The sequence below is a fragment of the Methylobacterium sp. E-045 genome, assembly GCF_022829685.1.
In the GTDB taxonomy this organism is placed as follows: domain Bacteria; phylum Pseudomonadota; class Alphaproteobacteria; order Rhizobiales; family Beijerinckiaceae; genus Methylobacterium.
The window spans coordinates 166,401-191,165 of sequence record NZ_JAKSYE010000054.1; the positions used below are offsets into that span (position 1 = coordinate 166,401).

23 protein-coding genes and 1 pseudogene are annotated in these 24,765 nt (G+C 66.2%); 9 read left to right on the forward strand and 15 right to left on the reverse strand.

Annotation, left to right across the window (positions count from 1 at the left end; all coding sequences use genetic code 11):
* Positions 1-30: 30 nt before the first annotated feature.
* A complete protein-coding gene (locus tag MKK51_RS06640) occupies positions 31-3,039 on the forward strand; it encodes a PAS domain-containing protein (RefSeq protein ID WP_243975948.1) in 3,009 nt (1,002 codons plus the stop codon).
* Positions 3,040-3,075: 36 nt separating this feature from the next.
* Here MKK51_RS06640 and MKK51_RS06645 read toward each other — a convergent pair whose 3' ends face one another.
* Complete coding sequence (locus tag MKK51_RS06645) at positions 3,076-3,507, reverse strand: flagellar assembly protein FliX (protein WP_243975815.1); 432 nt, start codon at positions 3,505-3,507, stop codon at positions 3,076-3,078.
* A 281-nt stretch (positions 3,508-3,788) separates the two neighbouring features.
* Between MKK51_RS06645 and MKK51_RS06650 the strand changes: the two genes are divergently transcribed.
* From MKK51_RS06650 to MKK51_RS06660, 3 genes are read left to right on the forward strand one after another with little or no spacing between them, the layout of a single operon-like run.
* Entirely contained in the window at positions 3,789-4,931 is a 1,143-nt protein-coding gene (locus MKK51_RS06650) for a flagellar basal body P-ring protein FlgI (protein ID WP_243975949.1), read from the forward strand.
* 40 nt (positions 4,932-4,971) lie between these two features.
* Entirely contained in the window at positions 4,972-5,400 is a 429-nt protein-coding gene (locus tag MKK51_RS06655; protein ID WP_243975816.1) for a rod-binding protein, read from the forward strand.
* A complete protein-coding gene (locus MKK51_RS06660) occupies positions 5,384-5,872 on the forward strand; it encodes a hypothetical protein (protein ID WP_243975817.1) in 489 nt (162 codons plus the stop codon). Before MKK51_RS06655 ends, MKK51_RS06660 begins: the two co-directional genes overlap by 17 nt.
* Positions 5,873-5,876: 4 nt before the next feature.
* Here MKK51_RS06660 and MKK51_RS06665 read toward each other — a convergent pair whose 3' ends face one another.
* Positions 5,877-6,206, reverse strand: coding sequence for a porin (locus MKK51_RS06665; protein WP_313898800.1), 330 nt, complete (start codon positions 6,204-6,206; stop codon positions 5,877-5,879).
* Between the two features lie 214 nt (positions 6,207-6,420).
* On the opposite strand from MKK51_RS06665, the gene MKK51_RS06670 reads away from it, so the two are divergent.
* Positions 6,421-7,179, forward strand: a complete 759-nt coding sequence (locus tag MKK51_RS06670; protein ID WP_243975818.1) for a hypothetical protein — start codon at positions 6,421-6,423, stop codon at positions 7,177-7,179.
* Between the two features lie 30 nt (positions 7,180-7,209).
* Here MKK51_RS06670 and MKK51_RS06675 read toward each other — a convergent pair whose 3' ends face one another.
* The 8 genes from MKK51_RS06675 to MKK51_RS06710 form a co-directional block, all read right to left on the reverse strand.
* Positions 7,210-7,425 (reverse strand): hypothetical protein, encoded by a 216-nt coding sequence (locus MKK51_RS06675; RefSeq protein ID WP_243975819.1) that lies wholly within the window; start codon positions 7,423-7,425, stop codon positions 7,210-7,212.
* Between the two features lie 621 nt (positions 7,426-8,046).
* On the reverse strand, positions 8,047-8,388 hold the full coding sequence (gene grxD / locus MKK51_RS06680; RefSeq protein ID WP_243975820.1) for a Grx4 family monothiol glutaredoxin: 342 nt from the start codon (positions 8,386-8,388) through the stop codon (positions 8,047-8,049).
* Between the two features lie 27 nt (positions 8,389-8,415).
* A complete protein-coding gene (locus tag MKK51_RS06685) occupies positions 8,416-8,922 on the reverse strand; it encodes a DUF29 domain-containing protein (protein WP_243975821.1) in 507 nt (168 codons plus the stop codon).
* Between the two features lie 22 nt (positions 8,923-8,944).
* Positions 8,945-9,181: a BolA family protein gene (locus tag MKK51_RS06690; RefSeq protein ID WP_243975822.1), complete on the reverse strand. Its 237-nt coding sequence runs from the start codon at positions 9,179-9,181 to the stop codon at positions 8,945-8,947.
* 26 nt (positions 9,182-9,207) lie between these two features.
* The gene (purL, locus tag MKK51_RS06695) at positions 9,208-11,427 is read right to left on the reverse strand and encodes a phosphoribosylformylglycinamidine synthase subunit PurL (protein WP_243975823.1); all 2,220 of its coding nucleotides are present in this window, start codon (positions 11,425-11,427) and stop codon (positions 9,208-9,210) included.
* A gap of 158 nt (positions 11,428-11,585) precedes the next feature.
* Positions 11,586-12,797 (reverse strand): hydrolase, encoded by a 1,212-nt coding sequence (locus tag MKK51_RS06700; protein ID WP_243975824.1) that lies wholly within the window; start codon positions 12,795-12,797, stop codon positions 11,586-11,588.
* A gap of 213 nt (positions 12,798-13,010) precedes the next feature.
* Positions 13,011-14,852: a DNA helicase RecQ gene (gene recQ / locus MKK51_RS06705; RefSeq protein ID WP_243975825.1), complete on the reverse strand. Its 1,842-nt coding sequence runs from the start codon at positions 14,850-14,852 to the stop codon at positions 13,011-13,013.
* A gap of 188 nt (positions 14,853-15,040) precedes the next feature.
* On the reverse strand, positions 15,041-15,652 hold the full coding sequence (locus MKK51_RS06710; RefSeq protein WP_243975826.1) for a LysE family translocator: 612 nt from the start codon (positions 15,650-15,652) through the stop codon (positions 15,041-15,043).
* Between the two features lie 142 nt (positions 15,653-15,794).
* Between MKK51_RS06710 and MKK51_RS06715 the strand changes: the two genes are divergently transcribed.
* Together MKK51_RS06715 and MKK51_RS06720 are read left to right on the forward strand one after the other, a co-directional pair.
* Positions 15,795-15,950 carry a DUF5993 family protein gene (locus tag MKK51_RS06715; RefSeq protein ID WP_243975827.1) on the forward strand — a complete coding sequence of 52 codons (156 nt, stop codon included), beginning with the start codon at positions 15,795-15,797 and terminating at the stop codon, positions 15,948-15,950.
* A gap of 10 nt (positions 15,951-15,960) precedes the next feature.
* On the forward strand, positions 15,961-16,587 hold the full coding sequence (locus tag MKK51_RS06720; RefSeq protein WP_243975828.1) for a disulfide bond formation protein B: 627 nt from the start codon (positions 15,961-15,963) through the stop codon (positions 16,585-16,587).
* Position 16,588: 1 nt separating this feature from the next.
* Here the strand turns inward: MKK51_RS06720 and recF are convergent, their stop codons facing one another.
* From recF to rpsT, 4 genes are all read right to left on the reverse strand, one after another.
* On the reverse strand, positions 16,589-17,755 hold the full coding sequence (gene recF, locus MKK51_RS06725; RefSeq protein ID WP_409565633.1) for a DNA replication/repair protein RecF: 1,167 nt from the start codon (positions 17,753-17,755) through the stop codon (positions 16,589-16,591).
* 38 nt (positions 17,756-17,793) lie between these two features.
* A complete protein-coding gene (gene dnaN / locus MKK51_RS06730; protein ID WP_243975831.1) occupies positions 17,794-18,915 on the reverse strand; it encodes a DNA polymerase III subunit beta in 1,122 nt (373 codons plus the stop codon).
* A 176-nt stretch (positions 18,916-19,091) separates the two neighbouring features.
* Positions 19,092-20,603 carry a chromosomal replication initiator protein DnaA gene (gene dnaA / locus MKK51_RS06735; RefSeq protein WP_243975952.1) on the reverse strand — a complete coding sequence of 504 codons (1,512 nt, stop codon included), beginning with the start codon at positions 20,601-20,603 and terminating at the stop codon, positions 19,092-19,094.
* Positions 20,604-21,133: 530 nt separating this feature from the next.
* The gene (gene rpsT, locus MKK51_RS06740; protein ID WP_019907046.1) at positions 21,134-21,400 is read right to left on the reverse strand and encodes a 30S ribosomal protein S20; all 267 of its coding nucleotides are present in this window, start codon (positions 21,398-21,400) and stop codon (positions 21,134-21,136) included.
* A gap of 460 nt (positions 21,401-21,860) precedes the next feature.
* Between rpsT and MKK51_RS06745 the strand changes: the two genes are divergently transcribed.
* Both MKK51_RS06745 and MKK51_RS06750 read left to right on the forward strand, forming a co-directional pair.
* On the forward strand, positions 21,861-22,493 hold the full coding sequence (locus MKK51_RS06745; RefSeq protein WP_243975833.1) for a glutathione S-transferase family protein: 633 nt from the start codon (positions 21,861-21,863) through the stop codon (positions 22,491-22,493).
* Positions 22,494-22,546: 53 nt separating this feature from the next.
* A pseudogene (locus MKK51_RS06750) lies at positions 22,547-22,936 on the forward strand (VOC family protein); the annotation flags it as partial.
* A 495-nt stretch (positions 22,937-23,431) separates the two neighbouring features.
* Here MKK51_RS06750 and MKK51_RS06755 read toward each other — a convergent pair.
* Positions 23,432-24,703 carry a phosphopantothenoylcysteine decarboxylase gene (locus tag MKK51_RS06755; RefSeq protein ID WP_243975835.1) on the reverse strand — a complete coding sequence of 424 codons (1,272 nt, stop codon included), beginning with the start codon at positions 24,701-24,703 and terminating at the stop codon, positions 23,432-23,434.
* Positions 24,704-24,765 lie beyond the last annotated feature (62 nt).

Here is a 24,765-nt window from a genome sequence, read left to right on the forward strand (position 1 = left end):
CATTCGGATATCTTCGTCGGGGCAAGCGAAATGGCGGCCCTGATGCGGGCCAAGGACTGGTCGCAGACCCCGCTCGGACCGCCGGAAGGCTGGCCCGAGGCGCTGAAGGTCGCCCTGCGCATCCTCCTGACCTCGCGGTTCGAGATGTGGCTCGGCTGGGGGCCGGACATCGCGTTCTTCTACAACGACGCCTACCGCCCGACGCTCGGCCTCAAGCACCCGGAATCCCTGGCGAAACCGACGAAAATCCTCTGGGCCGAGATCTGGGACGACATCGAGGCGCGCATCCGCAGCGTCTACGACGATGGCGAGGCGACCTGGGATCGCGGGTTGCTGCTCCTCCTGGAGCGCAACGGCTATCCCGAGGAAACCTATCACACGTTTTCCTACAGTCCGGTCATCGACGACGACGGAACGGTGGGCGGCCTGTTCTGTGCGGTCAGCGAAGAGACGGACCGGGTCATCAGCGAGCGGCGGCTCGGCATCCTGCGCCTCCTCGGCGAGAGTCTCGCGCGGGCGGAGAGCCGCTCCGACGTCCTGCGGGCGGTGGAAGCCAGCCTCGGCGAGGCCCGCCGCGATCTGCCCTTCAGCGCCATCCATCTCTCCGACGGGGGCAGCCTCGCCCGTCTCGCGGCCACCATCGGAATGTCGGCGGATCATGCCGCCCTGTTGGAAATCATCGATCCCACCACCCCCCTCGGGGGATGGCCCGGGGGCGCGGGACGCGAAACGATCGTCGATCTCGATCCGGCCCGGAACTGGCCGACCGGCGACTGGTCGAGGCCGCCGGCGCAGGCGGTGACCCTGCCCCTGGTCGGACAGGGGGGAAGCGCGCCGCTGGGCAGCCTCACGGTGGGGCTGAATCCGCACCGGCCGATCGACGCGGATTACCTGAGCTTTCTCAAGCTTTTGGCCGGACAGATCTCATCGAGTCTCGCCAGCGTTTCCGCCTATGAGGCCGAGCGCGAGCGCAATGCGGTCCTGGCCGAAGCCGTTCGCATGCGTCAGGAGGCGGCCGAAGCCCTGAGGCAGGCCAACGATGCCCTGCTCTCGGAAGTCCGGCAGAGGACGGCGGAGCGCGACCGCATGCGCACGCTGTTCCAGGACGCGCCCGGTTTCATGTGCGTCCTGAGCGGACCCGCGCACGTGTTCGAGTACACCAACGAGGCCTATCTCCAGCTCGTCGGCCACCGCGACATCATCGGGACCGGCGTCCGAGAGGCGTTGCCGGAAGTGGAGGGACAGGGCTTCTTCGAGCTGCTCGACGAGGTCTACGCCACGGGCAGGCCCTTCATCGGCCGGAACATGCCGGTGACGATCCAATCCGGACGGGACGGCGGTCTCGAACAGCGCATCCTCAACCTCGTCTATCAGCCGATCACGGAGGCTGACGGCACCGTCACCGGCATCTTCGCCGAGGGGCACGACGTCACCGACCGAGCCCTCGCCGAAGACGCCCTGAGACGCCTGAACGAGACGCTGGAACAGCAGGTCCAGGCCCGGACCCAGGAGGTCCAGGAGCGGACCCAGGAACGCGACCGGGCCTGGCGCCTGTCGCAGGATCTGCTGATGGTCACCGAGGCGGACAGCCGGATCGCGGCCGTCAACACCGCCTGGACGACGCTTCTGGGCTGGACCGCCGGTGATCTCGCCGGCCGATCCTTCGCGGATCTGGCCCATCCCGATGACCGCGACGCCGTCTGCGCGACCTTCTCGGCCATCGTCGCCGAACCGCTGACCGAACCCTTCGAGTTCCGACTGCGCCATGCCGACGGTGGCTACCTTTGGTTTGCCTGGACGGGCGCGTTCGAGGACGGGCGGATCTATGCCAGCGGCCGCAACACCACGGCGGAGCGCGAACAGGCCGCCGCCCTCGAACTCGCCGAGGACGCCCTGCGGCAGGCCCAGAAGATGGAGGCCGTGGGCCAGCTCACCGGCGGTATAGCCCATGATTTCAACAACTTGCTCACCGGAATCGTCGGTTCCCTCGACCTGATGCAGACCCGCCTGTCGCAGGGGCGGATGGACAACATCGAGCGCTACGCCAAGGCGGCGATGTCCTCTGCCAATCGGGCTGCGGCGCTGACCCACCGCCTCCTGGCCTTCGCGAGGCGTCAGCCGCTCGATCCGAAGCTCGTCGACGCCAACGCCCTCATCGCTTCCCTCGAAGACCTCCTGCGCCGGACGATCGGCGAGACGATCTCCCTCGACATCGTCATGGGGGAGGGGCTGTGGCCGACCCTGTGCGATCCGCACCAGCTCGAGAACGCGATCCTCAACCTCGCCATCAATGCCCGCGATGCGATGCCGGACGGCGGCCGGCTGCGCATCGAGACCGCCAACACCGAACTCGACCGCACCTATGCGCGGCTGCATCCGGGGGTGGAGCCGGGCGCGTATGTCAGCATCGTCGTGTCGGATACCGGCACCGGCATGCCGGCCGACGTGATCGCCCGGGCCTTCGACCCGTTCTTCACCACGAAGCCCCTGGGGCAGGGGACCGGCCTCGGCCTGTCGATGATCTACGGCTTCGCCCGGCAATCGGACGGCCATGCCAAGATCGATTCGCAAGTCGAGCACGGGACGGCAGTGAGGCTCTACCTGCCCCGCTCCGTCGAAGCGGTCACGGAGTCGGGCGCGGCGGACACCATCGCGGAACTCGCCCGCCTCGGCGCAGGTGAGACGGTCCTCGTGGTCGAGGACGAAGGGGTGGTGCGCGATCTCATCGTCGACGTGCTGGAAGACCTTGGCTACCGCGCGATTTCGGCGCCGGACGGCCTGTCAGGCCTCAAGATCCTGCTCACGCAGGAGCGCGTCGACCTGCTCGTGACCGATGTCGGCCTTCCCGGCCTCAACGGTCGCCAGCTTGCCGATCAAGCCCGCGAAACCCGGCCCACCCTGCGGGTCCTGTTCATCACTGGCTATGCCGAGAACGCCATGTTCGGCAACGGGCAGCTCGATCCGGGCATGCAAATGATCACCAAACCGTTCCCGGTGGAGGTTCTGGCCGGGCGCATCCGCGAGATGATGGAAACCTGAACGGCGGAAGGCCTTCGCCTCGGACGGCAGGACCCGTCAGTTGGCTTGAGCCGCCGACAGTTTGGCGAGCTCCACCGCTGCGCGAAGCTCGATATCGGCGATGAGCCCATCGAGGCGCGGATCGCCGCTCGTCCCCGCGCGCTCGGACAGGCGGGTCGCGATGGCTTGGAGTTCCCGCGTCGGGATCCGTCCCATCACCAGGGATGCCTTCAGCCGGTCGAGGCCGTCGAGAAGGTCGTGGCCACGCTTGGCAAAGCGACGGCGCCGCTCGCCGGGCTGCTCGCCCTGGCCCTGTAGGGTCAAGATCGCGTCCAGCCCCGCTAACGATGTGGTCGGTGCAGTGGTCGCGGCGGAGGAGGTCGCGGCGGCGTCTTGGCCCAGCATGAAGGATGGCGACGCATCCGTCTTTCGAACGGTCGACGAGGTCGCGGCCGAGGCCTGCGAGACGAGGCGGTTATCGACGCGCATGGTGCCGTCTCCGAAAATCAGGGCGTCGCTTCGCGCATCGGCACGACGATCGTTCCGCCCACCAGAATCCGCCCCGATGGTTAACCATCGGTAAACGACCCGGCAGAAGCTGCCGGGTCGGCAGGGAAAGCCGCCGGCGCCGGGAGCACGGGCAGCGGTCGATTGAAGAAAAAACGTTCTATATCATAGACTTAACGGATCGAACGGGTTGGCATGGTCCTGGCAGAACACCCGGCATGTCCCAGGACCACGACATGCCCCGCCGCCCAGCAAAGCGCATCATGCCCATCGCGACCGCCCGGCCCCATCGCTACGCCTCTTTCGTCCGCTGCGCCGCTGCGACGCTGGCGCTGGTCTTCGCCCTGGGCGGCCAGGCCCTCGCCCTGTCGCGGGTCAAGGATCTCGCGAGCATCGAGGGGGTTCGGCAGAACCAGCTCGTGGGTTACGGCATCGTCGTCGGTCTCAATGGCACCGGCGACACCCTGAACAACATCCCCTTCACCCGGCAATCCCTCCAGGCGATGCTGGAGCGGCTCGGAGTCAACACCCGGGGTGCAACGATGCGCACCCAGAACCTCGCGGCCGTGATGGTCACCGCCAGCCTGCCGCCCTTCGCGACGCAGGGAAACCGCATCGACATCACGGTCTCGTCCCTGGGCGACGCCAAATCCCTCCAGGGCGGCACGCTGTTGGTGACGCCGCTCCTCGGCGCCGATGGCGAGGTCTACGCCCTGGCGCAGGGATCGGTGGCCATTGCGGGCTTCTCGGCCGAAGGCGATGCGGCCAAGATCACGCGCGGGGTGCCGACGAACGGGCGCGTTCCCAACGGGGCGATGATCGAGCGCGAGACGGCGTTCAAGATGAACGACATGCGCTCCCTGCGCCTCTCCCTGCGCAACCCGGATTTCACCACCTCGAAGCGGATCGCCGCCGCGATCAACGACTTCATGGGCGCCGACACCGCCGAGCCCACCGACCCGGCCACCGTCACGCTGCAGATCCCGGCGAAGTACAACGGCAACATGATCCGCCTCGTCACCGAGATCGAGCAGCTGAAGATCGAGCCCGACCAGACGGCGCGGGTCATCGTCGACGAACGCTCGGGAATCATCGTCATGGGCCGCGACGTGCGCGTATCCACCGTCGCCATCGCCCAGGGGAATCTCACGGTCACCATCACCGAGCAGCCGCAGGTGAGCCAGCCGGCGCCACTTTCCAACGGCACGACCACGGTGGTCCCGCGCACGGGCGTCAAGGTCGATACTGGCGACGGCAACAAGCTCGCCATGGTCAAGGAAGGCGTCACCCTGCGCGAACTGGTGGATGGCCTCAATGCGCTGGGCGTCGGCCCCCGCGACCTGATCTCGATCCTCCAGGCCATCAAGGCTGCCGGCGCCCTCCAGGCCGACATCGAGGTGATGTGATGCAGACGATTCCCTTCCTCGCACCCAAGAGGCGTTGACCATGCTGTTCGCCCCACTCGCGGCCAAGGCTGCCATCGGCGTCGGCCGGGCCCTCGTCGGCGACATCGCCAAGTCGGTCGGCAACGGCCTGAAGGAAGAGGCCGCCAAGGAAAACGCGAAGTCCGCGTCGACCTCGGCGAATGCCAGGCTCGCGGCGACCGCCGCCAAGACTCCGGCGGAGGTCAAGGCCCGCAAGGCCTCCAACGAATTCGAGACGATGTTCCTGGAGCAGACGCTGGAGCGTCTCACCACCTCAGAGGGCACCGACGGTCCGCTGGGCGATAACGGCACCGGCGGAGCGGTCTACCGTTCGATGCTGACCAAGGAATATGCGGGTCAGATGGCGAAGAGCGGCGGAATCGGCATTGCCGATCAGGTCTACCGTGAGATGATCAAGATGCAGGAGGCCGGCAATGCACCCCGGATCTGAGACCAAAGCGCTACGGATCGTCGACAAGGCCGGCGCAGATGCGCTGATCGCCCATATCATGGAGACGATGCAGTCGCTGGAGGTCATCCTCACGGAGGAGGGCGGCCACGTACGGGCCGGGCGCCTGCGCCAGGGCCTGTCGGACACGGAACGGAAGACCGCCCTCGGCGCGTCCTACATGCAGGGCCTGGAAATGGCGAAGGCCAATGCCATCGCTCTGGCGCGCTTCGCTCCGGACTCGATCGAGGGGTTGAAATCCGCACACATGCGCTTTGCCCGAGTGGTGGAGACCAACCAGATTGTCCTGGCGACGGCGCGCACGGTCTCGGAGAGCCTGGTCAAGTCCCTGGCAGAGGACATGAGCCGGTCGAGGACCGCGACCGTTTACGGCCGTCCCTCCCAGCCGCCATCGCCCTACGGCAGGGGTGCGGCGGGACGGAGCCAGCCCCTGATACTGTCCCGCAGCCTCTGATGACTCAACGTCTCCCGGCGTCGATCCTCACGTAGGTTCGAACCGGGCCGTAATCCGTATCGACGCGCGTATCGACGGCCAGTCGGCCGCCGACGATCGGCCTCGACGCGGGACCGTCGTCCCGGGCGCGGAGGTCGAGGCCCGTCCTCGCCCGACCGCCGATGCGGATGCACGTGTCCGAGCCGGGAATGCGGACGAAACCGGAACCGTGACGGGGGCAGGGTTTCGCCGCCTGTTGCGGCCCGGGACGGATCGGCTCGAACGCGAGGGCGTGGGTTGTCGATGCCGAGACAAGACCGAAGAACAGGCCATAGGCCCTGAACGTCATGGTCATGCCAGTCCCTCGACTCCAGTCTCGCGCGACCAAGCTGGATAGCGCACCTGCGCGTACGGGTCGATGGCACTGCACGGCGATACGGTAACCTTTCAGTAAACAAACGTCCTTAATGCTTCCTGACGCAGTCAAACGGGAAGCATGGGTCATGGCGGATAAGGTCATCGGGGCGGCGGCGTCCGATCGGTCGCCGGAAGCGCTGTTGAAACAGGCCGTGAGCGGCGCCAAGGCGAAGCCGGCGGTCGTGCCGGACGCACGCAGGCGATTGCCGACGATCGATCCGCTCCTCGCCGGTGTGACGGCGGCGGCGCTTGTCCTCGGCCTCGCCATCGGCGCGGGCGCGATGAGCTTCACGTCTTCAAAAGCCGATGGGGCTTCGCAGTCGCTGGCGCAGATTCAGTCCCGCCTCGATGCCCGCCATGCGGATCTTGGACGGTTGCAGACCGAAATCGAAAAGCTTGGCAAGGTCCTCGCCCAGGTCCAGGACGCCACCGAATCGGTTCGCAGCGAAGCGAAGAACCGTTCCGCGACGCTCAACGACCGGATCGGCAAATCCGAACAGGCCATCGTAACGAAGATCACCAGCCTCGCCGACCGGCAGGAGCAGACCGAACGCGACCAGACGTCCAAGATCGCCGCCCTGACGGCACAGTTGGAAAAGCGCGCGGCCGCACCCGCGCCGGCCGTTCCGGTGGTTGCGCCACAAGCGTCCAAGCCCAGTCAGGCCGAGCCCGCGGAAACCGGGTCGATTCCGGATAAACCGAAGGCTACCGCACCGGCAGTGATCGAGACCTGGGCCGTACGTGAGGTCTATAACGGGGTCGCCGTCCTCGAAGACCGCCGCCATCGCCTCGTGGAGGTCGGTCCAGGCGACACGATTCCCAATATCGGCAAGGTCGATTCGGTGGAACGGCGCGGACGCGGCTGGACCGTCGTGACCAAGCAAGGATTGATCACGAGCCAGACTTGGTGATCCGAGCAAAACAGACGGCCGGACACAGGTTCAGGAAACCTGCACCTCGATCTCAGGATCGTGCAAGGAGTACGGATGGCGCGGTTCGATGGTCATCGGATGAGCCATGGCACAGGGACGCGCGGCGCGGTTGCGGCCGTGGGTCAAAGCACGATCCTGGCTTTCCTGGGTCGGAAACAGGATGGCCGCCAGGAGGGCCTGGCCTTCGAGGTCGGCGTCTAGGTTCTTCGCTTCGAACACTGGCATTGCGGTCACCGGACCTTGAGCCGTGCGGATTCGCAGGGGTCGTTGGGCTCGTATAAGCCAACAATGGGGATTGCGGCAACAAGTTCCCGATCGCCCCGATTATTTACGCTTAATTCGCTTTTGCATTGCCACGAAGTTCCCGCAGTGCGAAACCGCACCTGATTATAGGTCTACGTGAGCGCCCTCAAAGCTTTCGTCGCTCGAAAAGCTTTCCTCAGTAGATCCGCAACATCCGCAGAAATTCTTTAGGGCAAGCCGACGCTTGGCAGCGAATACGCACCAGTCTTTCGGTGAAGACTCCCGGGCAAAATCAATAACCTCCTTGCTCGTCGCGCTGAGAGCCGAACGTGGTGATACCATAGACGTGCTCGCAACTTGATAAGATAGCCGAACAAACGGCATCAGCGCCGCACAGGTCTATCGCCAGACCCTCGATTCAAGCGTCTCACACGGTCAACGCAAAGGTTCGAGCAAGCTCTGCTGCCCGTTGGGGATCGGCGCGATAGTCCTTGAGGACGGTCGCCCCGTCCAGACTAGGCCCCCGCCTCCCTCAGGGCATGCGACACGAAAAAGGGCGCTCTCGCGCCCTTGATCGATCTGTCCATTTGGACCCGACGGGTTTCAAGCGACGGCGGTCGCCTTCACGGGTACGCCCTTCTCCGTCAGGAACTGCTGCAACTCGCCGGACTGGAACATCTCGCGCGTGATATCGCACCCGCCGACGAACTCACCCTTCACGTAGATCTGTGGAATGGTCGGCCAGTTAGAGAAGGCCTTGATGCCGTCGCGGATCGCCATGTCGTCGAGGACGTTCACGCCCTTGAACGGCACTTCCAGGTAGTTGAGGATCTGCACGACTTGGCCGGAGAAGCCGCACATGGGGAATTGCGGCGTGCCCTTCATGAACACGACCACGTCCTGGGATTCGATCTCGGCCTTGATGGCAGTGTTGGCGTCGGTCATTGCGATGTTCCTCGTTGTTGGCCTGATCTAGTGATGGTCGGGGGCCGGTTTCAATACGGCTGCGAGACGATCGAGACCGCGGTCCATATCGAAGTCGGCCGCGGTGAGTTCCTCGGGCGTGAATGGCATGATTTCGGGAAGGCCGCCGGGCAAGGTTTCGCCAAACACATTGAGAGACGCATCCGCGAGCCTCACAGACGTATTCCACAAGCGTTGCCAGTCGATCCGCAGACGCATGGAGGGGCGGTAGTTGCGCGCGGCCGACGCGTGGAAAACGATGACCTCCTTGCGCCATGACCGCGTTGATTGAGCGGCGGGCGCAGCAACGTATTTCAAGATGTGGACGAGCATCTGTGAAAGCGCGCTTTCGACGCGATCGATCTCGGATCGCCCCACACTTTCGATCTCCTCGATCACGTTCTGCCAATCAAGCACATTCGACAACTCAGGGCGCTGTCCAAGTGCGCGCAAGGCTGCCGCCTGCTCGGTTGCCCACGTGACCGCATCGACGTCGTACAAGCTCGGCTGGTCCATGGGGACGCCCCGTTGATCGCCCTCAATCCTGCGGGACGCCCGTCGTGAGCGCAAGGGCGTGCAGCACGCCCCCCATCCGCCCCTGGAGCGCATTGTAGACGAGCTGGTGCTGCGCCACGCGCGTCTTCCCCTTGAACGCCGAAGAGACGACCGTGGCGGCGTAATGGTCGCCGTCGCCGGCCAGATCCTTGATCTCGATCTTGGCGTCGGGCAGCGCCTCACGGATCATGGCCTCGATCTCGCGCGCATCCATCGGCATCGGACTCAATTCCTTTCGAGTGACGTTCAGACCGCGGCCGGCCGGGTTGCCATATAGGTCGGCAGCCAGCCTTCATGCGCCTCGCGCAGATCCGCTACGGATATGGTTTCACCCGCCGGCAGGGTCAAATCCCGCCCGCCGGTGAGGCCGACGACGGCAGCCGGAATCCCCTGCGCGTTCGCACTGTAGAGCAGGTCCGGTACGTTCTCGGGATCGACGCTCAGGAGGTAGCGGGCCTGGTCCTCTCCGAAGAGATAGGCATGCGCCGGAAGATCTGCAGGCGCGTCCGGCAGGGTCGCGCCGATGCCACCGGCGATGGCCATTTCGGCCAAGGCCACGGCGAGGCCGCCATCGGACAGGTCGTGCACGGTGTCGACGAGACCGGAAACGATGAGGCTGCGGACGAAATCGCCGTTGCGGCGCTCCACTGCGAGGTCGACCGGCGGCGGCGCACCGTCTTCGCGCCCGGAGACCACCGCGAGATAGACCGACTGGCCGAGCCAGCCTTCCGTGGCTCCGACCATGACCAGCATGTCGCCTTCGCGCTTCAGCGACAGGGTGGCATGCTTCGTCACATCCTCGAGGAGGCCGACGCCGCCGATGGTGGGGGTCGGCAGGATACCGACGCCATTGGTCTCGTTGTAGAGCGAGACGTTGCCGGAGACGACTGGGAAGTCGAGGGCGAGACAGGCCTCGCCGATACCTTTCAGGCAACCGACGAGCTGGCCCATCACCTCGGGCTTCTCCGGGTTGCCGAAATTCAGGTTGTCGGTGATGGCGAGGGGCTTGGCGCCCACCGCCGTGATGTTGCGCCAAGCTTCGGCCACGGCCTGCCGACCGCCCTGCACCGGATCGGCCTCGCAATAGCGCGGCGTCACGTCGGCGGTCAGGGCGAGTCCCTTGGGACCGTCCTCGACGCGCACGATGGCGGCATCGCCGCCGGGCTTCTGCACGGTGTTACCGCCGATGAAGTGGTCGTACTGCTCGTAGACCCATCGCTTCGACGATAGGTCGGGGGAACCGACCAGTCTCTTCAGGGCTTCGGCATTGCCGATCGGCGCGGGCACATCGGCAGCGGCGATGACCGGCTGGTGCGTGTTGGCGATATGCGGTCGGTCGTAGAGCGGGGCTTCGTCGCCGAGTTCCTTGATCGGCAGGTCGGCCATGACGACGCCGTCGTGCTTCACGACGAAACGCAGGGTATCGGTGGTGTGGCCGATGATCGCGAAATCGAGGCCCCATTTCACGAAGATCGCCTCTGCTTCCGCTTCCATGCCGGGCTTGAGCACCATGAGCATGCGCTCCTGGCTTTCCGAGAGCATCATCTCGTAGGCACTCATGTTCTCTTCGCGGGCCGGCACCTTCTCGATGTGGAGCTCCACGCCGAGATCGCCTTTGGCCCCCATTTCCACCGCCGAACAGGTGAGGCCGGCGGCCCCCATGTCCTGGATTGCAATGACGGCCCCCGTCGCCATCAGTTCGAGGCAGGCTTCGAGCAGCAGCTTCTCGGCGAAGGGGTCGCCGACCTGCACCGTGGGCCGCTTCGATTCGGAAGCGTCGTCGAACTCGGCTGACGCCATGCTGGCGCCGTGGATGCCGTCGCGTCCGGTCTTCGAGCCGAGATAGACGATCGGGTTCCCGACGCCCGTGGCCGCGGCGTAGAAGATCGCGTCGGTGCGGGCGAGGCCCACGGCCATGGCATTGACGAGGATGTTGCCGTCATAGCGCGGATGGAACCCGACGGCGCCGCCGACCGTGGGGACGCCGAAGGAATTGCCGTAGCCGCCGATACCGGCCACCACGCCGGAGACGAGGTGGCGTGTGCGGGGATGGTCCGGCGAGCCGAAGCGCAGGGCGTTGAGCGCCGCGATGGGCCGTGCGCCCATGGTGAACACGTCGCGCAGAATGCCGCCGACCCCCGTCGCCGCGCCCTGGTAGGGTTCGATGAAGCTCGGATGGTTGTGGCTTTCCATCTTGAAGACGCAGGCAAGCCCGTCGCCGATATCGATGATCCCGGCATTCTCGCCAGGCCCCTGGATCACCCAGGGCGCCTTGGTCGGCAGGCCGCGCAGATGCTTGCGGGACGACTTGTAGGAGCAGTGCTCGTTCCACATGGCGGAGACGATGCCAAGCTCGGTCAGCGTCGGGTCGCGGTCGATGAGACCACGAAAGCGCTCGTACTCGTCCGGCGTCAGGCCATGCTGGCGCACCAGCTCTGGGGTGATCGGAACATCGTTGCGGAACATGCGAGCCCTCTCGACCGCTCAGGAGCCACTCGGACGGCTTCCCATGGACGGAAGCCGCGCGAGGTGAGCCTAGGTGGGTCGGCTCTAGAGTGTAAGCGCCTGTGCTGGCAACACGTCATCGTGGGCTCCGGCCATGCGCCCTCTCGGAAAAAGCACCGTCAGGCCGCTTTTGACGGGGGCAGGACGCCCGCCCCGCGACAACGGTCGATGATGCTGTGGATAGGCTCCGGCCCGGCGACGAAGGCGACGTAATCGAACGCCTCCGGGTTCAGGCTCGACATCAGAAGCTGGAAATGCATGCGGAACAGGTTCCACTTGCGCCGGGCGATGATCTTGCGCTCGATCAGGTCGATGATGCGCACATGGATCTCGACCGGCTGGTGGCCGGGGAGCGACGGAACGCCGGAGGCGGTGAGCACGTCGCGATCATGGACCGAGAGCCAGTCCCATTTCGCGCGTACGTCGAGCCAACGAATGGCCGGTGCCGCCGCCACCCGCGAGAGCGCCGCACGCATATCGACGGCCGGCGCGTCGAGGGTGATCCATGGTATGACGCTGCCGATGCTGACGAAGGAGACGGGCGTGCCGCGTCGGCCGAAATCCGGATCGCGGGCGAGGATCCGGTCGAGGGCCTCGATGCCGAGAAAGCTCGACGAGGAATGGCCGATGACCACGATCTCGGAGGCGCGACCCTCGGCGGCATGGATCTCCGTTGCGAAAGCGTCGAGGCGCGCGCGCATACGGGTCTCGGCGCCGCTGGCATGGTCGTAGGTGAAGGCGGTGTCGTCTACGAGATGGGCGACGTAGAACGGCCGACCTCGTGTCAGCGCCATGAGTCCGAGATGGATCGCATAGGCGAGAACGGGGATCGCCACGAGACTCCACGGGCGCCACTGCTCCGGTCCGAGCACGGCCGGCAGAGCCGCAAGGATAAGGGAGAGCACCACCAGGGCCGCATAAATCGCGTGGACGCCGATGATGACGCGGGCGAAGCGCTTCGCCTCGTTGCGAAAGCGCTTCGGGTACCCGTCCCGCGAGAGCCGCCACCAGAGTGCGGGCACCTCGACGAGTCGACGCAGGGTCGAGCGTGGAAACCGGGCGCGGACGATGTCATCCCAGCGCAGCAGGGTGTAGCGCGTCGGCGCGCCATCCGCGTCCACCCGCCAATCGAGGCGCAATCCGTCCGCGGACCTTACCGGATCGCTCACGGTGATGGCCATGCCACGCCTCACGGCGGTCAGCCGGCTCTCACGCCGGAAGAGTCCCCAATAGGTCTCGGGCTCACGCGGGTCGAAACCCGGCATGTAGAAGACCTGGCGAGGGAAGGTGTCGGGGGCCAACGGGTCCGAAGCGATGGGGTTGGTATCCATGAGTGCGTGGGAGACGTGCTCGGGCGGACCCGCGCATGGGACATCGAGTCCGCTGCCTACACGAACTGCTCGCCCTGACACGAGTGCGAAACCGCATCAGGCTGTGCGGGTCGATAGCACTCTCCGCCAAGGTGGATGCCGGTTCGGCAACAAAGAGCGCAGCACAACAAGGGCCCAGAGATGTGTCCCGGCCTAACGTGGTCGGGATTAGCCCTAGCCGTGGGAGAGGTATTCCGCGATGGCGGTGACGAAGCGGTCGCCATAGGCGTCGCGCTTGCGCTCGCCGACGCCGTGCACCGTCCGCAAGGCGTAGAGATCGACGGGCTTGGCCTTGGCCATCTCGATCAGCGTCCGGTCGGGAAAGACCATGAAGGCGGCGAGACCCTCGCTGCGGGCGATGGTGGCGCGCAGGCCCCTGAGATGCTGGAACAAAGCCTCCGTCGCCGGATCGAGATCGAGGGTCGCATCCTCACGCGCAGCGCTGCCGCGCTTGCGGTCGCGCGGCTCGGCCACTTTCGGCTCCGGATCCGGCCGCATCTGGATCGCCTCGCGGCCGAACAGGATGGCCTCGCCTTTCTCGGTGAGGGAGAGCCCGCCGAACCCGTCATCGTTCTCCGCCACGGCGCCGGCGGCGAAGAGCTGACGCAGCATCGCCCGCCATGCCGGGAGCGGCTTGTCGGCGCCGACGCCGAAGGTCTTCAACGCCGTGTGGCCGTTGCGCCGGATCGTGTCGGTTTCCTTGCCGTGGACGACGTCGCAGACATAGGCGGCACCGAAGCGCTGGCCGGTGCGGACGATGGCCGAGAGCAGCTTCTGCGCCGGCACGGTGGCATCCACGAGGGAGATCCCCGAGCGGCACAGGTCGCAGCGGCCGCAGGGCTCGCTCGCCTCGCCGAAATAGCCGAGCAGGGATTGACGCCGGCAGGTGGCACCCTCGCAGAGGGCGATCATCGCCTCGAGCTTGCGCCGCTCGACGCGACGGCGCTCGTCGGGCACGTCCTTCTCGTCGATCTGCCGCCGACGCAGGCTCATGTCGTCGAGGCCGTAGACGGTGAGCGTGTCGGCGGGCAGGCCGTCGCGGCCGGCGCGGCCGATCTCCTGGTAATAGCCCTCGACATTGGAGGGCATGTCGGCGTGGCAGACGAAGCGCACGTCGGGCTTGTTGATGCCCATGCCGAAGGCGACGGTGGCGGTCATCACCACCCCGTCCTCCTGCAGGAACGTGTCCTGATTCTTCATGCGCGTGCCCTGGTCCAGGCCGGCATGGTAGGGGAGGGCGTTGAAACCGTCCTTGGCCAGCGTCTCGGCGAGTTGCTCCGTGCGCTTCCTCGACGAGCAGTAGATGATCCCGCTCTCCGAGCGGCGATGTTTCAGGAAGCGCTCGATCTGGCGGGTCGGGTTGTCCTTCGGCGCGAAGGTCAGGCGGATATTCGGCCGGTCGAAGGAATGGACGAAAGCCTTGAGTTCGCGCCCGGCGGGGAACAGCCGCTCGGTGATGTCGGCTCGCGTCGCCTTGTCGGCGGTGGCCGTGAGCGCCAGGGTCTGGACGTTGCCCAGCGCGTCGCGGGCGCGGGACAGATCGCGGTATTCGGGCCTGAAATCGTGGCCCCATTGCGAGACGCAATGGGCCTCGTCCACCGCCAGCCGCCGCACGCCGGCCCCGCGCAGGGCCTCCATCAGCCCCTCCATCATCAGCCGTTCCGGCGAGACGAAGAGCAGACGCAGGTCGCCCGAGCGGATCTTGCGCCAGGTTTCGCGGGAGGTCGCCTCCGCCACCGAGGAATTGAGCGTCGCGGCCTCCACGCCGAAGCCGATCATCTGCTGCACCTGGTCGTGCATCAGTGCGATCAGCGGCGACACCACCACCGTGAGGGAGGATTCGACGAGGGCCGGGAGCTGGTAGGTCATCGACTTGCCCGACCCCGTCGGCATCACCGCGAACACGTCGGTCCCTTCGAGGACGGCACCGATCACCTCGTCCTGGCCGGGGCGGAAGTCGTCGTAGCCGAAGGTTTTCTTGAGGGCGCGTCGAGCTTCGTCGAGGCGGTCGGTCATGAAGGGCCCGTCATCGCGGTCAGGGGAGGGCGGCAGGGGATGTCGCGCCGGCCATCCTCGGCACGGCGCCCCCGCCGTCGCGGCAGCCGGTTGCCAGGATGGTGGCTTTGACGGCCCGGAGCCGCGAGGTCAATCGGCGGGATCGTCGCCTCGTCTCAATGGCGGGCGTGTCCTCAATGGCGGGCGTGTCAGCGCGTCGCGATCGCGACGGCGGCACCGGCCATGACCGTGCCGGCCCCACGGTTGAGCAGCCGTCGCGCCCTGGCGGAGGTCATCACGCGCCGGGCTCTCTCGGCCGCCAGGACGTAGCCGGAGAGGATGGTGCCGAGGACGAGAACGATGATGGTGCCGAGTTCCATTAGCCCCAGAGCACCGACCCGGTCGAGATCAATCACCGTCGGCAGCAGGGCGAGGAAGAACAGGATCACCTTCGGATTGCCCAGGGTGACGGCGAGGCCACCCGCGAACAGGCGCAAGGCGCCCTCGTCGCGGAGAGGAACAGCGTCGATCGCATCGATCCGAGAGGTCCAGGCTCTCAACGCCAGGAAGGCGAGATACAGGGCGCCGGCAAATTTCAGGGCCACGATGAGCGGCGCGAAGGTCTGCGCCATGAGCGCAAATCCACCCGCCGCCACGGCGAACCATACGAGGTCGCCGACAACGAAGCCCGCGATGAAAGCACTGATGCCGCGCGTGCCTGCGGCAAGGACGCGCGCAACCAGGGCCGCAAGGCCGGGTCCGGGTGAGGCCACGGCGGCCGCATAGATGGCGGCAAAGACAACGAGATGCGAGACGGACATGGCGCTTGCTCCTGTCGACGGCTCCAACACGGGCGGACCAGGGCTACTGTTCTTAAGTCGCCCGAAAGGAGATGTCTGCTCAAGGTGGCGAAACGGCAACGGGGCTTTTCCGCGTGCCGACGAAAGACCGGCGAGTCGTCCCATGATGGTCCTTCCCTTCCTTGGTTTCGCGGGCGCCACGGGTGCGGCGATCGCCGGGAGACGCGCCTTAGCCCTGCTCTTCTGGGGTCTCTCCCTGGCCGTGCTGCTGGCCTTGTTCCGCGAGCATGCCACCGACGCCCTGCCGCTCGTCTTCTGAGGGCCGCGGAATGCCCGCATTGTCCGTCGCCCGTGCGCTGAACGCCGCCGGCCTCTTCGGCTGCAGCCTCATCCTGCTCGTCGCGTTCTGGTTTCAGATCGTCCTCGGCGAATTGCCTTGCCCGCTCTGCGTGCTTCAGCGTGCCGCTTTCACGGCGGTCGGCCTGGGGCTCGTCCTCAACATCTGCGACCGGCCGAGGCCGTCGCATTATGCCATCGTCATCCTGAGTGCCGTGGTGGGGGGCGCGATCTCGGCCCGTCAGACGGCCCTGCACATCGTCCCCGGAACCGGCACCTACGGCGCGGATCTGCTCGGCCTGCATTTCTACGTCTGGGCGCTGATCGCCTTCACCGGCATCGTCGTCGCCACTGCCATCCTGTGCCTGTGGGATGGACAGTTCTCGGCCGAATCCGCCCTGCCGCGCCCGGAGACCATCTCGATCCTTGGACAACCCACAGGAACGGCGCCGGCGATCCTTCCCGGCACCCGGGCCGGAGCGCTCGGCCTCTCCGCCGTCCTGCTGTTTCTCGTCGTGGCGCTGGCCAATGCCGGCTCGACCTTCGCCGAATGCGGCATCGGCCTCTGCCCGGACAATCCGGTGAGCTACGAGATGTTCGACCGCCTCATCGCCCGGTAATTCAGGCGGGTACGATCCGTCCGTCGGACACCGAAACCATATCGGCGCGGCCGTCCAGTTCGGCGAACAGCGCCGGGTCGGCGCCCGTCATCCAGACCTGCCCCTGCAGGGCGGCCAGGGCGTCGAACAGACCGGCCCGCCGTCGCGGATCGAGATGCGCGGCGACCTCGTCGAGCAGGATGACGGGGGCGAGGCCACACATGGCCTGAACCAAACGTGCATGAGCGAGGACGAGGCCGATGAGCAGTGCCTTCTGCTCGCCCGTCGAGGCCGTGGCGGCGGCCACGTCCTTCGGTCCGTGACGGACCACGAGATCGGTGGCCTGCGGCCCAATGAGTGTGCGGCCGGCGGCGCGGTCGCGGTGACGGCCCTGGCGCAAGGCGGCCCTGAAACGGTCCTCTGCTTCCAGGGCCGGCCACACGGCCACGAGATCGTCGAGGTCACCTTCCAGCCTCAGCCCCGCCCAGGGAAAGGGCTGGGCGTCGTCACGGGTCTCGGCGATGAGACGGTCCAGCCGCTCGGCGGTCTCGCGGCGCGCCAACGCCACCGCGACGCCGAGTTCGGCCACCTCGCGCTCGATCGCATCGAGCCACTGCCCATCGCTTGGGCGCTCCTCCAGGAGGCGGTTGCGCGAGCGCAGAGCCCGCTCGAGGGCGTTGACCCGCGCACCGTGCGTCGCATCGACGGCGAGGACGAGGCGGTCGAGGAAGCGGCGGCGGTCGCCGGCGGGCCCGCGAAACAAGCCGTCGAGGTCCGGTGTCAGCCAGACCACCCGCAGGAACTCGGAGAAGGCCACGGGGGAGCCCACCGTCTCGCCGTCGATCCGGCACAGCCGCGCGGCCCGGCCGTCGCCGACGGCCGGTTCGTAGCCCGTGCCGATGCGATGGTCCTCCTCACCCTGTCTGAGGGCGAGGGAGACAGCGAACCCTCCAGACCCGGCATTCCGCGCCATGCTCGACAGGTCCGCCCGCCGCAGGCCGCGGCCGGGAGAGAAGAGCGAGATGGATTCGAGCAGGTTGGTCTTCCCCGCTCCGTTCTCTCCCACCAGCGCAACGAAGCGGCTCCCGACGGCGAGGTCGAGATCGGCATGATTGCGGAAGTCTCGGCAGATGACGCGGGTGAGGCGCAGACCGACGACAGAGGGCCCGTCGACGGATGAATCCACGATGTCCGAACGTTCCGGAGAAATCGGCGTTACGACCTCGATCACACCCGCATCGGCATCAGCACATACAGCGCCGAGGCGCCCTCGCGGTCTTGGATCAGGGTCGGCGAGCCGGGATCGGCGAGCTTGAACAGGGCCGTGTCACCCTCGAGCTGGCCGGTGATGTCGAGGAGGTAGCGCGCGTTGAAGCCGATATCGAGGGCGGAGGCCTCGTAATCGACGTCGAGCTCTTCCGTGGCACTGCCGGAATCCGGGTTGTTGACGGAGAGGGCGAGGCGGCCCTCCTGCACGGCGAGCTTCACCGCCCGCCCGCGCTCGGACGAGATCGTCGAGACACGGTCGACGGCGCGGGCGAACTGGTCACGCTGCACCGTGAGGAACTTGTCGTTCCCCGTGGGGATCACCCGCTGGTAATCCGGAAAGGTGCCGTCGATGAGCTTGGAGATCAGCGTCACGCCGCTGGCGAAACGAAAGCGAATCTTGGCGGGCGAGAGATCGATCTCGACGGTCTCTCCGCCGTCCTCCACGAGCTTCTGGATCTCGGCCACGGCCTTTCGCGGCACGATGATACCCGGCATTCCACGGCTGCCTTCCGGTGCATCGATCTCGACGCGGGCAAGGCGGTGGCCGTCGGTCGCCACGGCGCGCATCTTGAGAGCACCGTCGACGTCGATCGTGTGAAGGTAGATGCCGTTGAGATAGTAGCGCGTCTCCTCGGTGGAGATGGCGAACTGGGTCTTGTCGATGAGGCGCTTGAGGTCGCTCGCCCCGATCGCGAAGCTCGTGCCGAGTTCACCGGCGGCGAGGTCAGGAAAATCGCCCTCGGGAAGGGCTCCGAGCGAGAAACGCGAGCGCCCGGAACGGATCGTCATCTGCCCGGTTTCGCCGCTGGTCTCCAGGGAGACCTGCGCGCCGTCGGGGAGCTTTCGCACGATGTCGTAGATCACATGAGCCGGTACCGTGGTGGCGCCCGGATCGACGATGTCGGCCGGCACGGATTCCGTCACCTCGATGTCGAGGTCCGTCGCCTTCAGTTCCAGCCCGTCAGGTCCGCTGCGCAGGAGCACGTTGGAGAGGATCGGAATCGTGTTGCGCCGCTCCACCACACGATGCACGTGGCCGAGCGATCGAAGGAGAGCCGCGCGCTCGACAGTGACTTTCATCGCAACAACTCGTGGTCATTCTAAGAAAACGTCGCCCACCCCGAAAACGATGACGGATGGAGCCGGCGGCTTGGCCGGTGAACTTGGCGAAGGCCCTGTCCGAACGCAAGAGCGGGGAGCGCTCTATCCAGGGCAATGCGGGAGTGACGTCACCCGCATCGCCCCGATCCCGGCTGTCAGTCCTGCAGCATTCGCTTGAGGAGCTCGACCTCGTCGTTCAGCACGTTGTCCTCGCCGATCAGCTTGTCGATCTTGCGAACCGCGTGAAGAACGGTGGTGTGGTCACGCCCCCCGAAGCGGCGGCCGATCTCGGGCAACGAGCGCAGGGTCAGCACCTTCGAGAGGTACATGGCGATCTGGCGCGGCTTCACCACGGCTGCGGTCCGCCGCTCCGACAGGATGTCGGACCGCGAGACGTTGTAGCGCGAGGCCACCAGCTTCTGGATGTCCTCGATCTTGATGCGCTTGGGCTCCCGGTTCTTCACCAGGTCGCGGATCGCGGTCTCGGCCGTCTCCATGGTCACGGCGGTGCCGGTGAGCGTGGCATGGGCGAGAAGCCGGTTCACGGCACCTTCGAGATCGCGGCCATTCGCCGTAATGGCGCGGGCGACATAGGTCGCGACGGTGGGCGACACCTCGAAATTCGGATGCGCCACCCGTACCGCGGCAAGCCGTGCAGACAGGATCGACATGCGCAGCTGTTCGTCCAGCGTGCCGATCTCGACCACGAGGCCGCCGGCGAGACGGGAGCGGACCCGCTCTTCAAGGGCTTCCAGTTCGGTGGGCGGGCGGTCCGAGGCGACGACGACCTGACGGCCGGCATCGATAAGAGAGTTGATGGTGTGTCCGAACTCGGCCTGGATCGACTTGCCCTGGATGAACTGGACGTCGTCGAGGATGAGAAGATCGATGGCGCGCAGCTTCTCCTTGAAGGCCAGCGCGCTTTGGGTCTTCAAGGCGTTGACGAAGCCATACATGAAGCGGTCGGCAGTGAGGTAGATCACACGGCGGCCGGATTCGCGGGCGGCATGGCCGATGCCATGGAGAAGGTGGGTCTTTCCGAGCCCGACACCGGCATGGAAATAGAGCGGATTGTAGAGGGCGCCCTGTCCGTCGTGACGGGAAACGCGCTCCGCCGCCGCATGAGCAAGGGCATTGGAGCGGCCGACGACGAAGCTTGCGAAGGTGAGGCGATTGTCGAGGGGGGCGCCGTTAAGGTCGCCCGTGGCCTCTCCGCGTGCCTGAGAGGACAATTCCGCCTCGGCCGGGAAGCTCATCTCGCCGGCTGACGGCTGCGCGCTGCTGGCGGCCTGGAGACGGGCGAGAGGGCTGGCGGGAGCGGAGGACTTCACCGCGCCCGAAACGACGCGGGGGGGGACACCGGCTCCGCGCACGCCCACCTCGATGAGCGAGACGCTCTCCACCTCACTGCGGAACGTGGCGAGGACGCGGTCGAGATAGTGGGATTCGATCCAGCTCTTCAGGAACCGCGTCGGCACACTGAGACGCGCGGTCCCGGACACCACCTCGACGAGTTCGAGACGTGCGAACCAGCTGGCGAAAACGTCCTCGCCCAGTTCCGCCCGCAGGCGTCGCTTCACGCGAGCCCAGGCCGCAACCGTGTCCGATCCGCTTGCGCCACCCATGCCGGTCTCGGCGTTGCCCGCCACGCTACCATCGACATGCATCATCGCTCTCCTCGCACCGAGGGCGTAAGCCGCCGCTCGGAACGTACGCACACTTGACTGATATCGCGCCCCGCAAGGAATTCGCGGAACCCATAATGATCCAGTGGAGTCAACTCCCCCACCGCAGGCCTTTGCCGATGAATACGTCCTATCAACAATTAGCTACGGTTCTCCTAACAACGGGAGTTATGGGGAAAGCTCTGCGAGGCGCTGATGGAGTCTCCCCGCGGCGCACCGAGTCGAGGCACGCCCTAGATCTTGCGGACGATTCGTGCAGGTTTGAATTAAGTGTAAATTTTCCGGTTTTTGGCCAGAGATCATTAATCTACACAGCACCCCTAGACTCTGCAACACGGTGGATTCGCAGATAGGGTTAACGCATCGACTCGGATTTGAGCGGAAGTCGGCCCGCGAGCAGCGCCTCGACATTCCGGCGGGCGGCGGACAGCGTGTCGTGGAAAATGGTGCCTGAAACGAAAGAAGCCCGGCACTGAGGCCGGGCTTCTTTCGCGTCATCCAAGGAAGAGAGATCAGGCTGCGAGAGCCTTGACCCGCGCCGCGAGGCGCGAAACCTTCCGGGAGGCGTTGTTCTTATGAACGATGCCGTGCTGGGCGGCCCGCATGATCTCGGGCTCGGCTGCCCGCAGGGCGGTCAGCGCAACGGTCTGGTCGCCGCCGGCAATCGCCTCTTCGACCTTGCGGAGGAAGGTACGCATACGGCTGCGGCGCGAGCGGTTCACAGCGGTCCGCTTCGCGATCTTGCGGGTCATTTTCTTGGCCGACACGGTGTTGGCCATGGGGCATCCTCGTTCATGTAGGGCGATGCCGACGAGCCCGCGGGCTTGGTGTGTCGGTCTACGCGCGAAGGTTGTTCGGGCAATGGCGAAGCCGACGAGCCGCTTGAGCGCGACCTGTCGGCGAAGCGCGCTCTATAGACACGCCCCGGCATTCCGTCAACGCAACCGATGCGAATGTCCGTGCCGCGGATGCTGCTGAACCATCGGTCGAGTGGTCGAGATTCGGCAATGGATGACCCCGGTCGGACAAAAGCAGAACTCCGAAGACAAGTATAGCAGCCGGATACGGACGGATCGTCCGCAGCCTCGACAGTTGAACGAGGCGCCCCGAGAGGGGCCTCACGGCAATGACACGATCGTCCGGCGACGGTCTTTTTTTGCCGTTCGATGAGACGACGTTTGACCGGGACCGGGCTACGGAGACAGTGGCCTTCCAGGATTCGCACGCGAAACGGAATCGATGACCTCCGAGATCACGCTCTACCATTCACCGAATACCCGTTCCTCGGGTGTCCGAATCCTCCTGGAGGAGCTTCAGGCACCCCATCGCCTGCATGTCCTCAACATGAGGGCGGGGGAGCATCGCGAGGCCGCCTATCTGGCGATCAACCCCCTGGGCAAGGTCCCCGCCATCCGGCACGGAGATGCGGTCATCACCGAGCAGCCGGCCATCTATCTCTATCTAGCCGACGAGTTCGCCGAGAAAGGCCTCGCGCCACCGGTCGGCGACCCGCTGCGCGGCCCCTATCTGCGCTGGATGGTCCTCTATGGATCCTGCTTCGAGCCGGCGGTAATCGACCGCGCTTTGGAAAGAGAGCCGGGTCCCATGGCCATGTCGCCCTATGGCAGCTTCGACGCGGTCCTCGACAGCATCGTCGCGGGCCTGTCGAACGGGCCGTATCTTCTGGGCGAGCGAGTCAGCGCCGCCGACATCCTCTGGGGTGCCGCGCTCGGTTGGATGACCGCGTTCAAACTCGTTCCGGAAGAGCCTTTGATCGTGGCTTATGTCGCCCGAATGAAGGATCGCCCCTCCTTCCGTAAGATCATGGCCGACGAATCAGCCCTGGCCACCAAGCAGCAGGAAACGGACTGAGTCCTGTTCGCGCGCCACCATGTCCACAGGAACCATGAGAAGGAGCGACAAACATGCGGATGATCTTCGTCAATCTGCCAGTGAAGGATCTCGAGGCTTCGAAGACCTTCTTCGGCGCCCTCGGCTTCACCTTCAATCCGGCCTTCGCCGATGAGAACGCAGCCTGCATGGTGGTGTCGGACAGCATCTTTGTGATGCTGCTGACGGAAGCACGCTTTCGAGACTTCATCACCGGCGACATCTGCGACACCACGAAGGCCACGGAAGTGCTGACCTGTCTCTCCTGCCCATCACGTCAGGAGGTCGACGATACCCTGGCCAAGGCGCTGGCGGCCGGTGCCAAACCCTGGAAGCCGAACATGGATTTCGGCTTCTTGTATGGCTGCTCGTTCCAGGACCTCGACGGTCACGTCTGGGAGCTGATGTACATGGATCCGGCAGCCATTCCGCCGCAATCCTGGAGGGGCATCGTGACCGCCTGGCTCAGCCCGGCGGTATCGCCGTGCCGGTCGAGCGCGTCATCAGCGTCGAGGGAAGCGACGTGGGGGCGAAGGCCGCTACGAGATGCATGCCGATGACGGGCGCGAAGACCAGCGTCATCATCACGAGGAGGATCAACGCCACGCTGTTGTCGCGGGAGGGCGAAGCGGCGCGCGAGCGGGCACGGCGGAAAGCAAAGGTCTGGAAGGTCATGGGCTCACCTCGTTCGACCGGCCGTCAGGGCCGATCGCGGGTGAGCCCGATCAAACGATCAGGCGCTCAACACGCTGTCGGCCGAAGTCGGCGCGGTCCATCGACTACTGTCGCTGGGCATTGGGTTCGAAAGTTCCTGTGATCCGCCGAGCCGAGCCGGTGCCGGGCAAAGGCGGTTGCGCCCACATGATGCGGTGCGAAGGGTTCGTCAAGTCTTAACGTCGCATCGGCGAAATCGATCCGCATCACGATGCGAGCCGTGCGGCGAAGCGCTCCACAAGCCGCCGCCCGACCTCGTCCTTGTCGAGGGTCGGCCATGTCTCCAGCCCGCCCTCCCGGTCGAGCAGGTGGATGGTGTTGGCGGTGCCGCCCATGACGCCGCCCTCCGTGGAGACGTCGTTGGCGACGAGCAGGTCGCAGCCCTTCCGAGCGATCTTGGCGCGGGCATGGGCGATCACCGAGTCGGTTTCGGCGGCAAAGCCGACCACCAGGGTCGGGCGTCCCTCACTGCGCCTGGCGATGGTGGCGAGAATGTCCGGATTCTCCACGAGGGAGAGGGGCGGCACGGCAGCACCGTCCTTCTTGATCTTGGACGCGTGATCCTGCGCGGGGCGCCAGTCACCCACCGCCGCGGCGAAGATGGCGAGGTCGGCGGGGAGGGCGGCCTCCACCGCCGCCAGCATCTCCCGCGCTGTCTCCACGCGCACCACCGTCACGCCTTTCGGATCGGCGATCGCCACGGGACCGGAGATCAGTATCACTTCCGCGCCGGCCTCGGCGGCGGCGGCGGCAATGGCGTGGCCCTGCCGCCCCGACGAGCGGTTGGCGAGATAGCGCACCGGGTCGATCGGTTCGTGCGTCGGGCCGGAGGTCACAAGGACACGCCGGCCGGTGAGGGGCTTCTGCGGGGACCGACCAGCAAGGAAGCCAAATCCTCCGCCCGTCGCCGACGTCGCTTTGGCGACGTCACCGAGCAGGGATTCGACCGCATCAACGATTTCCAGGGGTTCGGCGAGGCGGCCCGGCCCGAACTCGGCTTCCGCCATGGCGCCGTCATTGGGTCCGACCACCCGGACGCCGTCGGCCGTCAAGGTCGCGAGGTTCCGTCGCGTCGCCGGGTGCTGCCACATGCGGACGTTCATCGCCGGAGCGATCAGGATCGGCAGGGTCGTCGCCAGCAGTACCGTGGAAGCGAGGTCCGAGGCGTCGCCGCTCGCCATCCGCGCCATCAGGTTCGCGGTGGCGGGCGCGACCACGACGGCATCCGCATCGCGCGCCAGCTTGATATGGCCGATATCGGCTTCCTCCGCCCGGTCGAACAGGTCGGTATGGGCGCGCTCCCCGGCCAGGGCGGCGGCAGCGAGGGGAGTCACGAATTCCTGTGCGCCCGCCGTGAGCAGCGGGCGCACCCGCGCCCCGCGCTCGCGGAGGCGGCGGATCAGGTCCAGCGACTTGTAGGCGGCGATACCGCCACCGATGACGAGCAGGATGCGTCGGTTCTGGAGGGGGAGGGTCATGATGGAGGGCTACTCCCGCTCGTCGTCATCGTCCACTGAGGAGGGGCCCGGCACGGGGCGAC

What these genes read in the sequence shown, in the direction of transcription:
- MKK51_RS06685 (WP_243975821.1), bottom strand. Translation starts at nt 8,922, where the DNA reads ATGGACCAGCCGAGCTTGTACGACGTCGATGCGGTCACGTGGGCAACC.
- dnaA (WP_243975952.1), bottom strand. Translation starts at nt 20,603, where the DNA reads ATGCATGTCGATGGTAGCGTGGCGGGCAACGCCGAGACCGGCATGGGT.
- MKK51_RS06710 (WP_243975826.1), bottom strand. Translation starts at nt 15,652, where the DNA reads ATGTCCGTCTCGCATCTCGTTGTCTTTGCCGCCATCTATGCGGCCGCC.
- MKK51_RS06640 (WP_243975948.1), top strand. Translation starts at nt 31, where the DNA reads ATGGCGGCCCTGATGCGGGCCAAGGACTGGTCGCAGACCCCGCTCGGA.
- dnaN (WP_243975831.1), bottom strand. Translation starts at nt 18,915, where the DNA reads ATGAAAGTCACTGTCGAGCGCGCGGCTCTCCTTCGATCGCTCGGCCAC.
- MKK51_RS06645 (WP_243975815.1), bottom strand. Translation starts at nt 3,507, where the DNA reads ATGCGCGTCGATAACCGCCTCGTCTCGCAGGCCTCGGCCGCGACCTCG.
- MKK51_RS06655 (WP_243975816.1), top strand. Translation starts at nt 4,972, where the DNA reads ATGCTGTTCGCCCCACTCGCGGCCAAGGCTGCCATCGGCGTCGGCCGG.
- grxD (WP_243975820.1), bottom strand. Translation starts at nt 8,388, where the DNA reads ATGACCGACGCCAACACTGCCATCAAGGCCGAGATCGAATCCCAGGAC.
- MKK51_RS06665 (WP_313898800.1), bottom strand. Translation starts at nt 6,206, where the DNA reads ATGACCATGACGTTCAGGGCCTATGGCCTGTTCTTCGGTCTTGTCTCG.
- MKK51_RS06650 (WP_243975949.1), top strand. Translation starts at nt 3,789, where the DNA reads ATGCCCATCGCGACCGCCCGGCCCCATCGCTACGCCTCTTTCGTCCGC.
- MKK51_RS06675 (WP_243975819.1), bottom strand. Translation starts at nt 7,425, where the DNA reads ATGCCAGTGTTCGAAGCGAAGAACCTAGACGCCGACCTCGAAGGCCAG.
- purL (WP_243975823.1), bottom strand. Translation starts at nt 11,427, where the DNA reads ATGTTCCGCAACGATGTTCCGATCACCCCAGAGCTGGTGCGCCAGCAT.
- MKK51_RS06745 (WP_243975833.1), top strand. Translation starts at nt 21,861, where the DNA reads ATGACCTCCGAGATCACGCTCTACCATTCACCGAATACCCGTTCCTCG.
- recQ (WP_243975825.1), bottom strand. Translation starts at nt 14,852, where the DNA reads ATGACCGACCGCCTCGACGAAGCTCGACGCGCCCTCAAGAAAACCTTC.
- MKK51_RS06690 (WP_243975822.1), bottom strand. Translation starts at nt 9,181, where the DNA reads ATGCCGATGGATGCGCGCGAGATCGAGGCCATGATCCGTGAGGCGCTG.
- MKK51_RS06700 (WP_243975824.1), bottom strand. Translation starts at nt 12,797, where the DNA reads ATGGATACCAACCCCATCGCTTCGGACCCGTTGGCCCCCGACACCTTC.
- MKK51_RS06755 (WP_243975835.1), bottom strand. Translation starts at nt 24,703, where the DNA reads ATGACCCTCCCCCTCCAGAACCGACGCATCCTGCTCGTCATCGGTGGC.
- MKK51_RS06720 (WP_243975828.1), top strand. Translation starts at nt 15,961, where the DNA reads ATGCCCGCATTGTCCGTCGCCCGTGCGCTGAACGCCGCCGGCCTCTTC.
- MKK51_RS06660 (WP_243975817.1), top strand. Translation starts at nt 5,384, where the DNA reads ATGCACCCCGGATCTGAGACCAAAGCGCTACGGATCGTCGACAAGGCC.
- rpsT (WP_019907046.1), bottom strand. Translation starts at nt 21,400, where the DNA reads ATGGCCAACACCGTGTCGGCCAAGAAAATGACCCGCAAGATCGCGAAG.
- MKK51_RS06715 (WP_243975827.1), top strand. Translation starts at nt 15,795, where the DNA reads ATGATGGTCCTTCCCTTCCTTGGTTTCGCGGGCGCCACGGGTGCGGCG.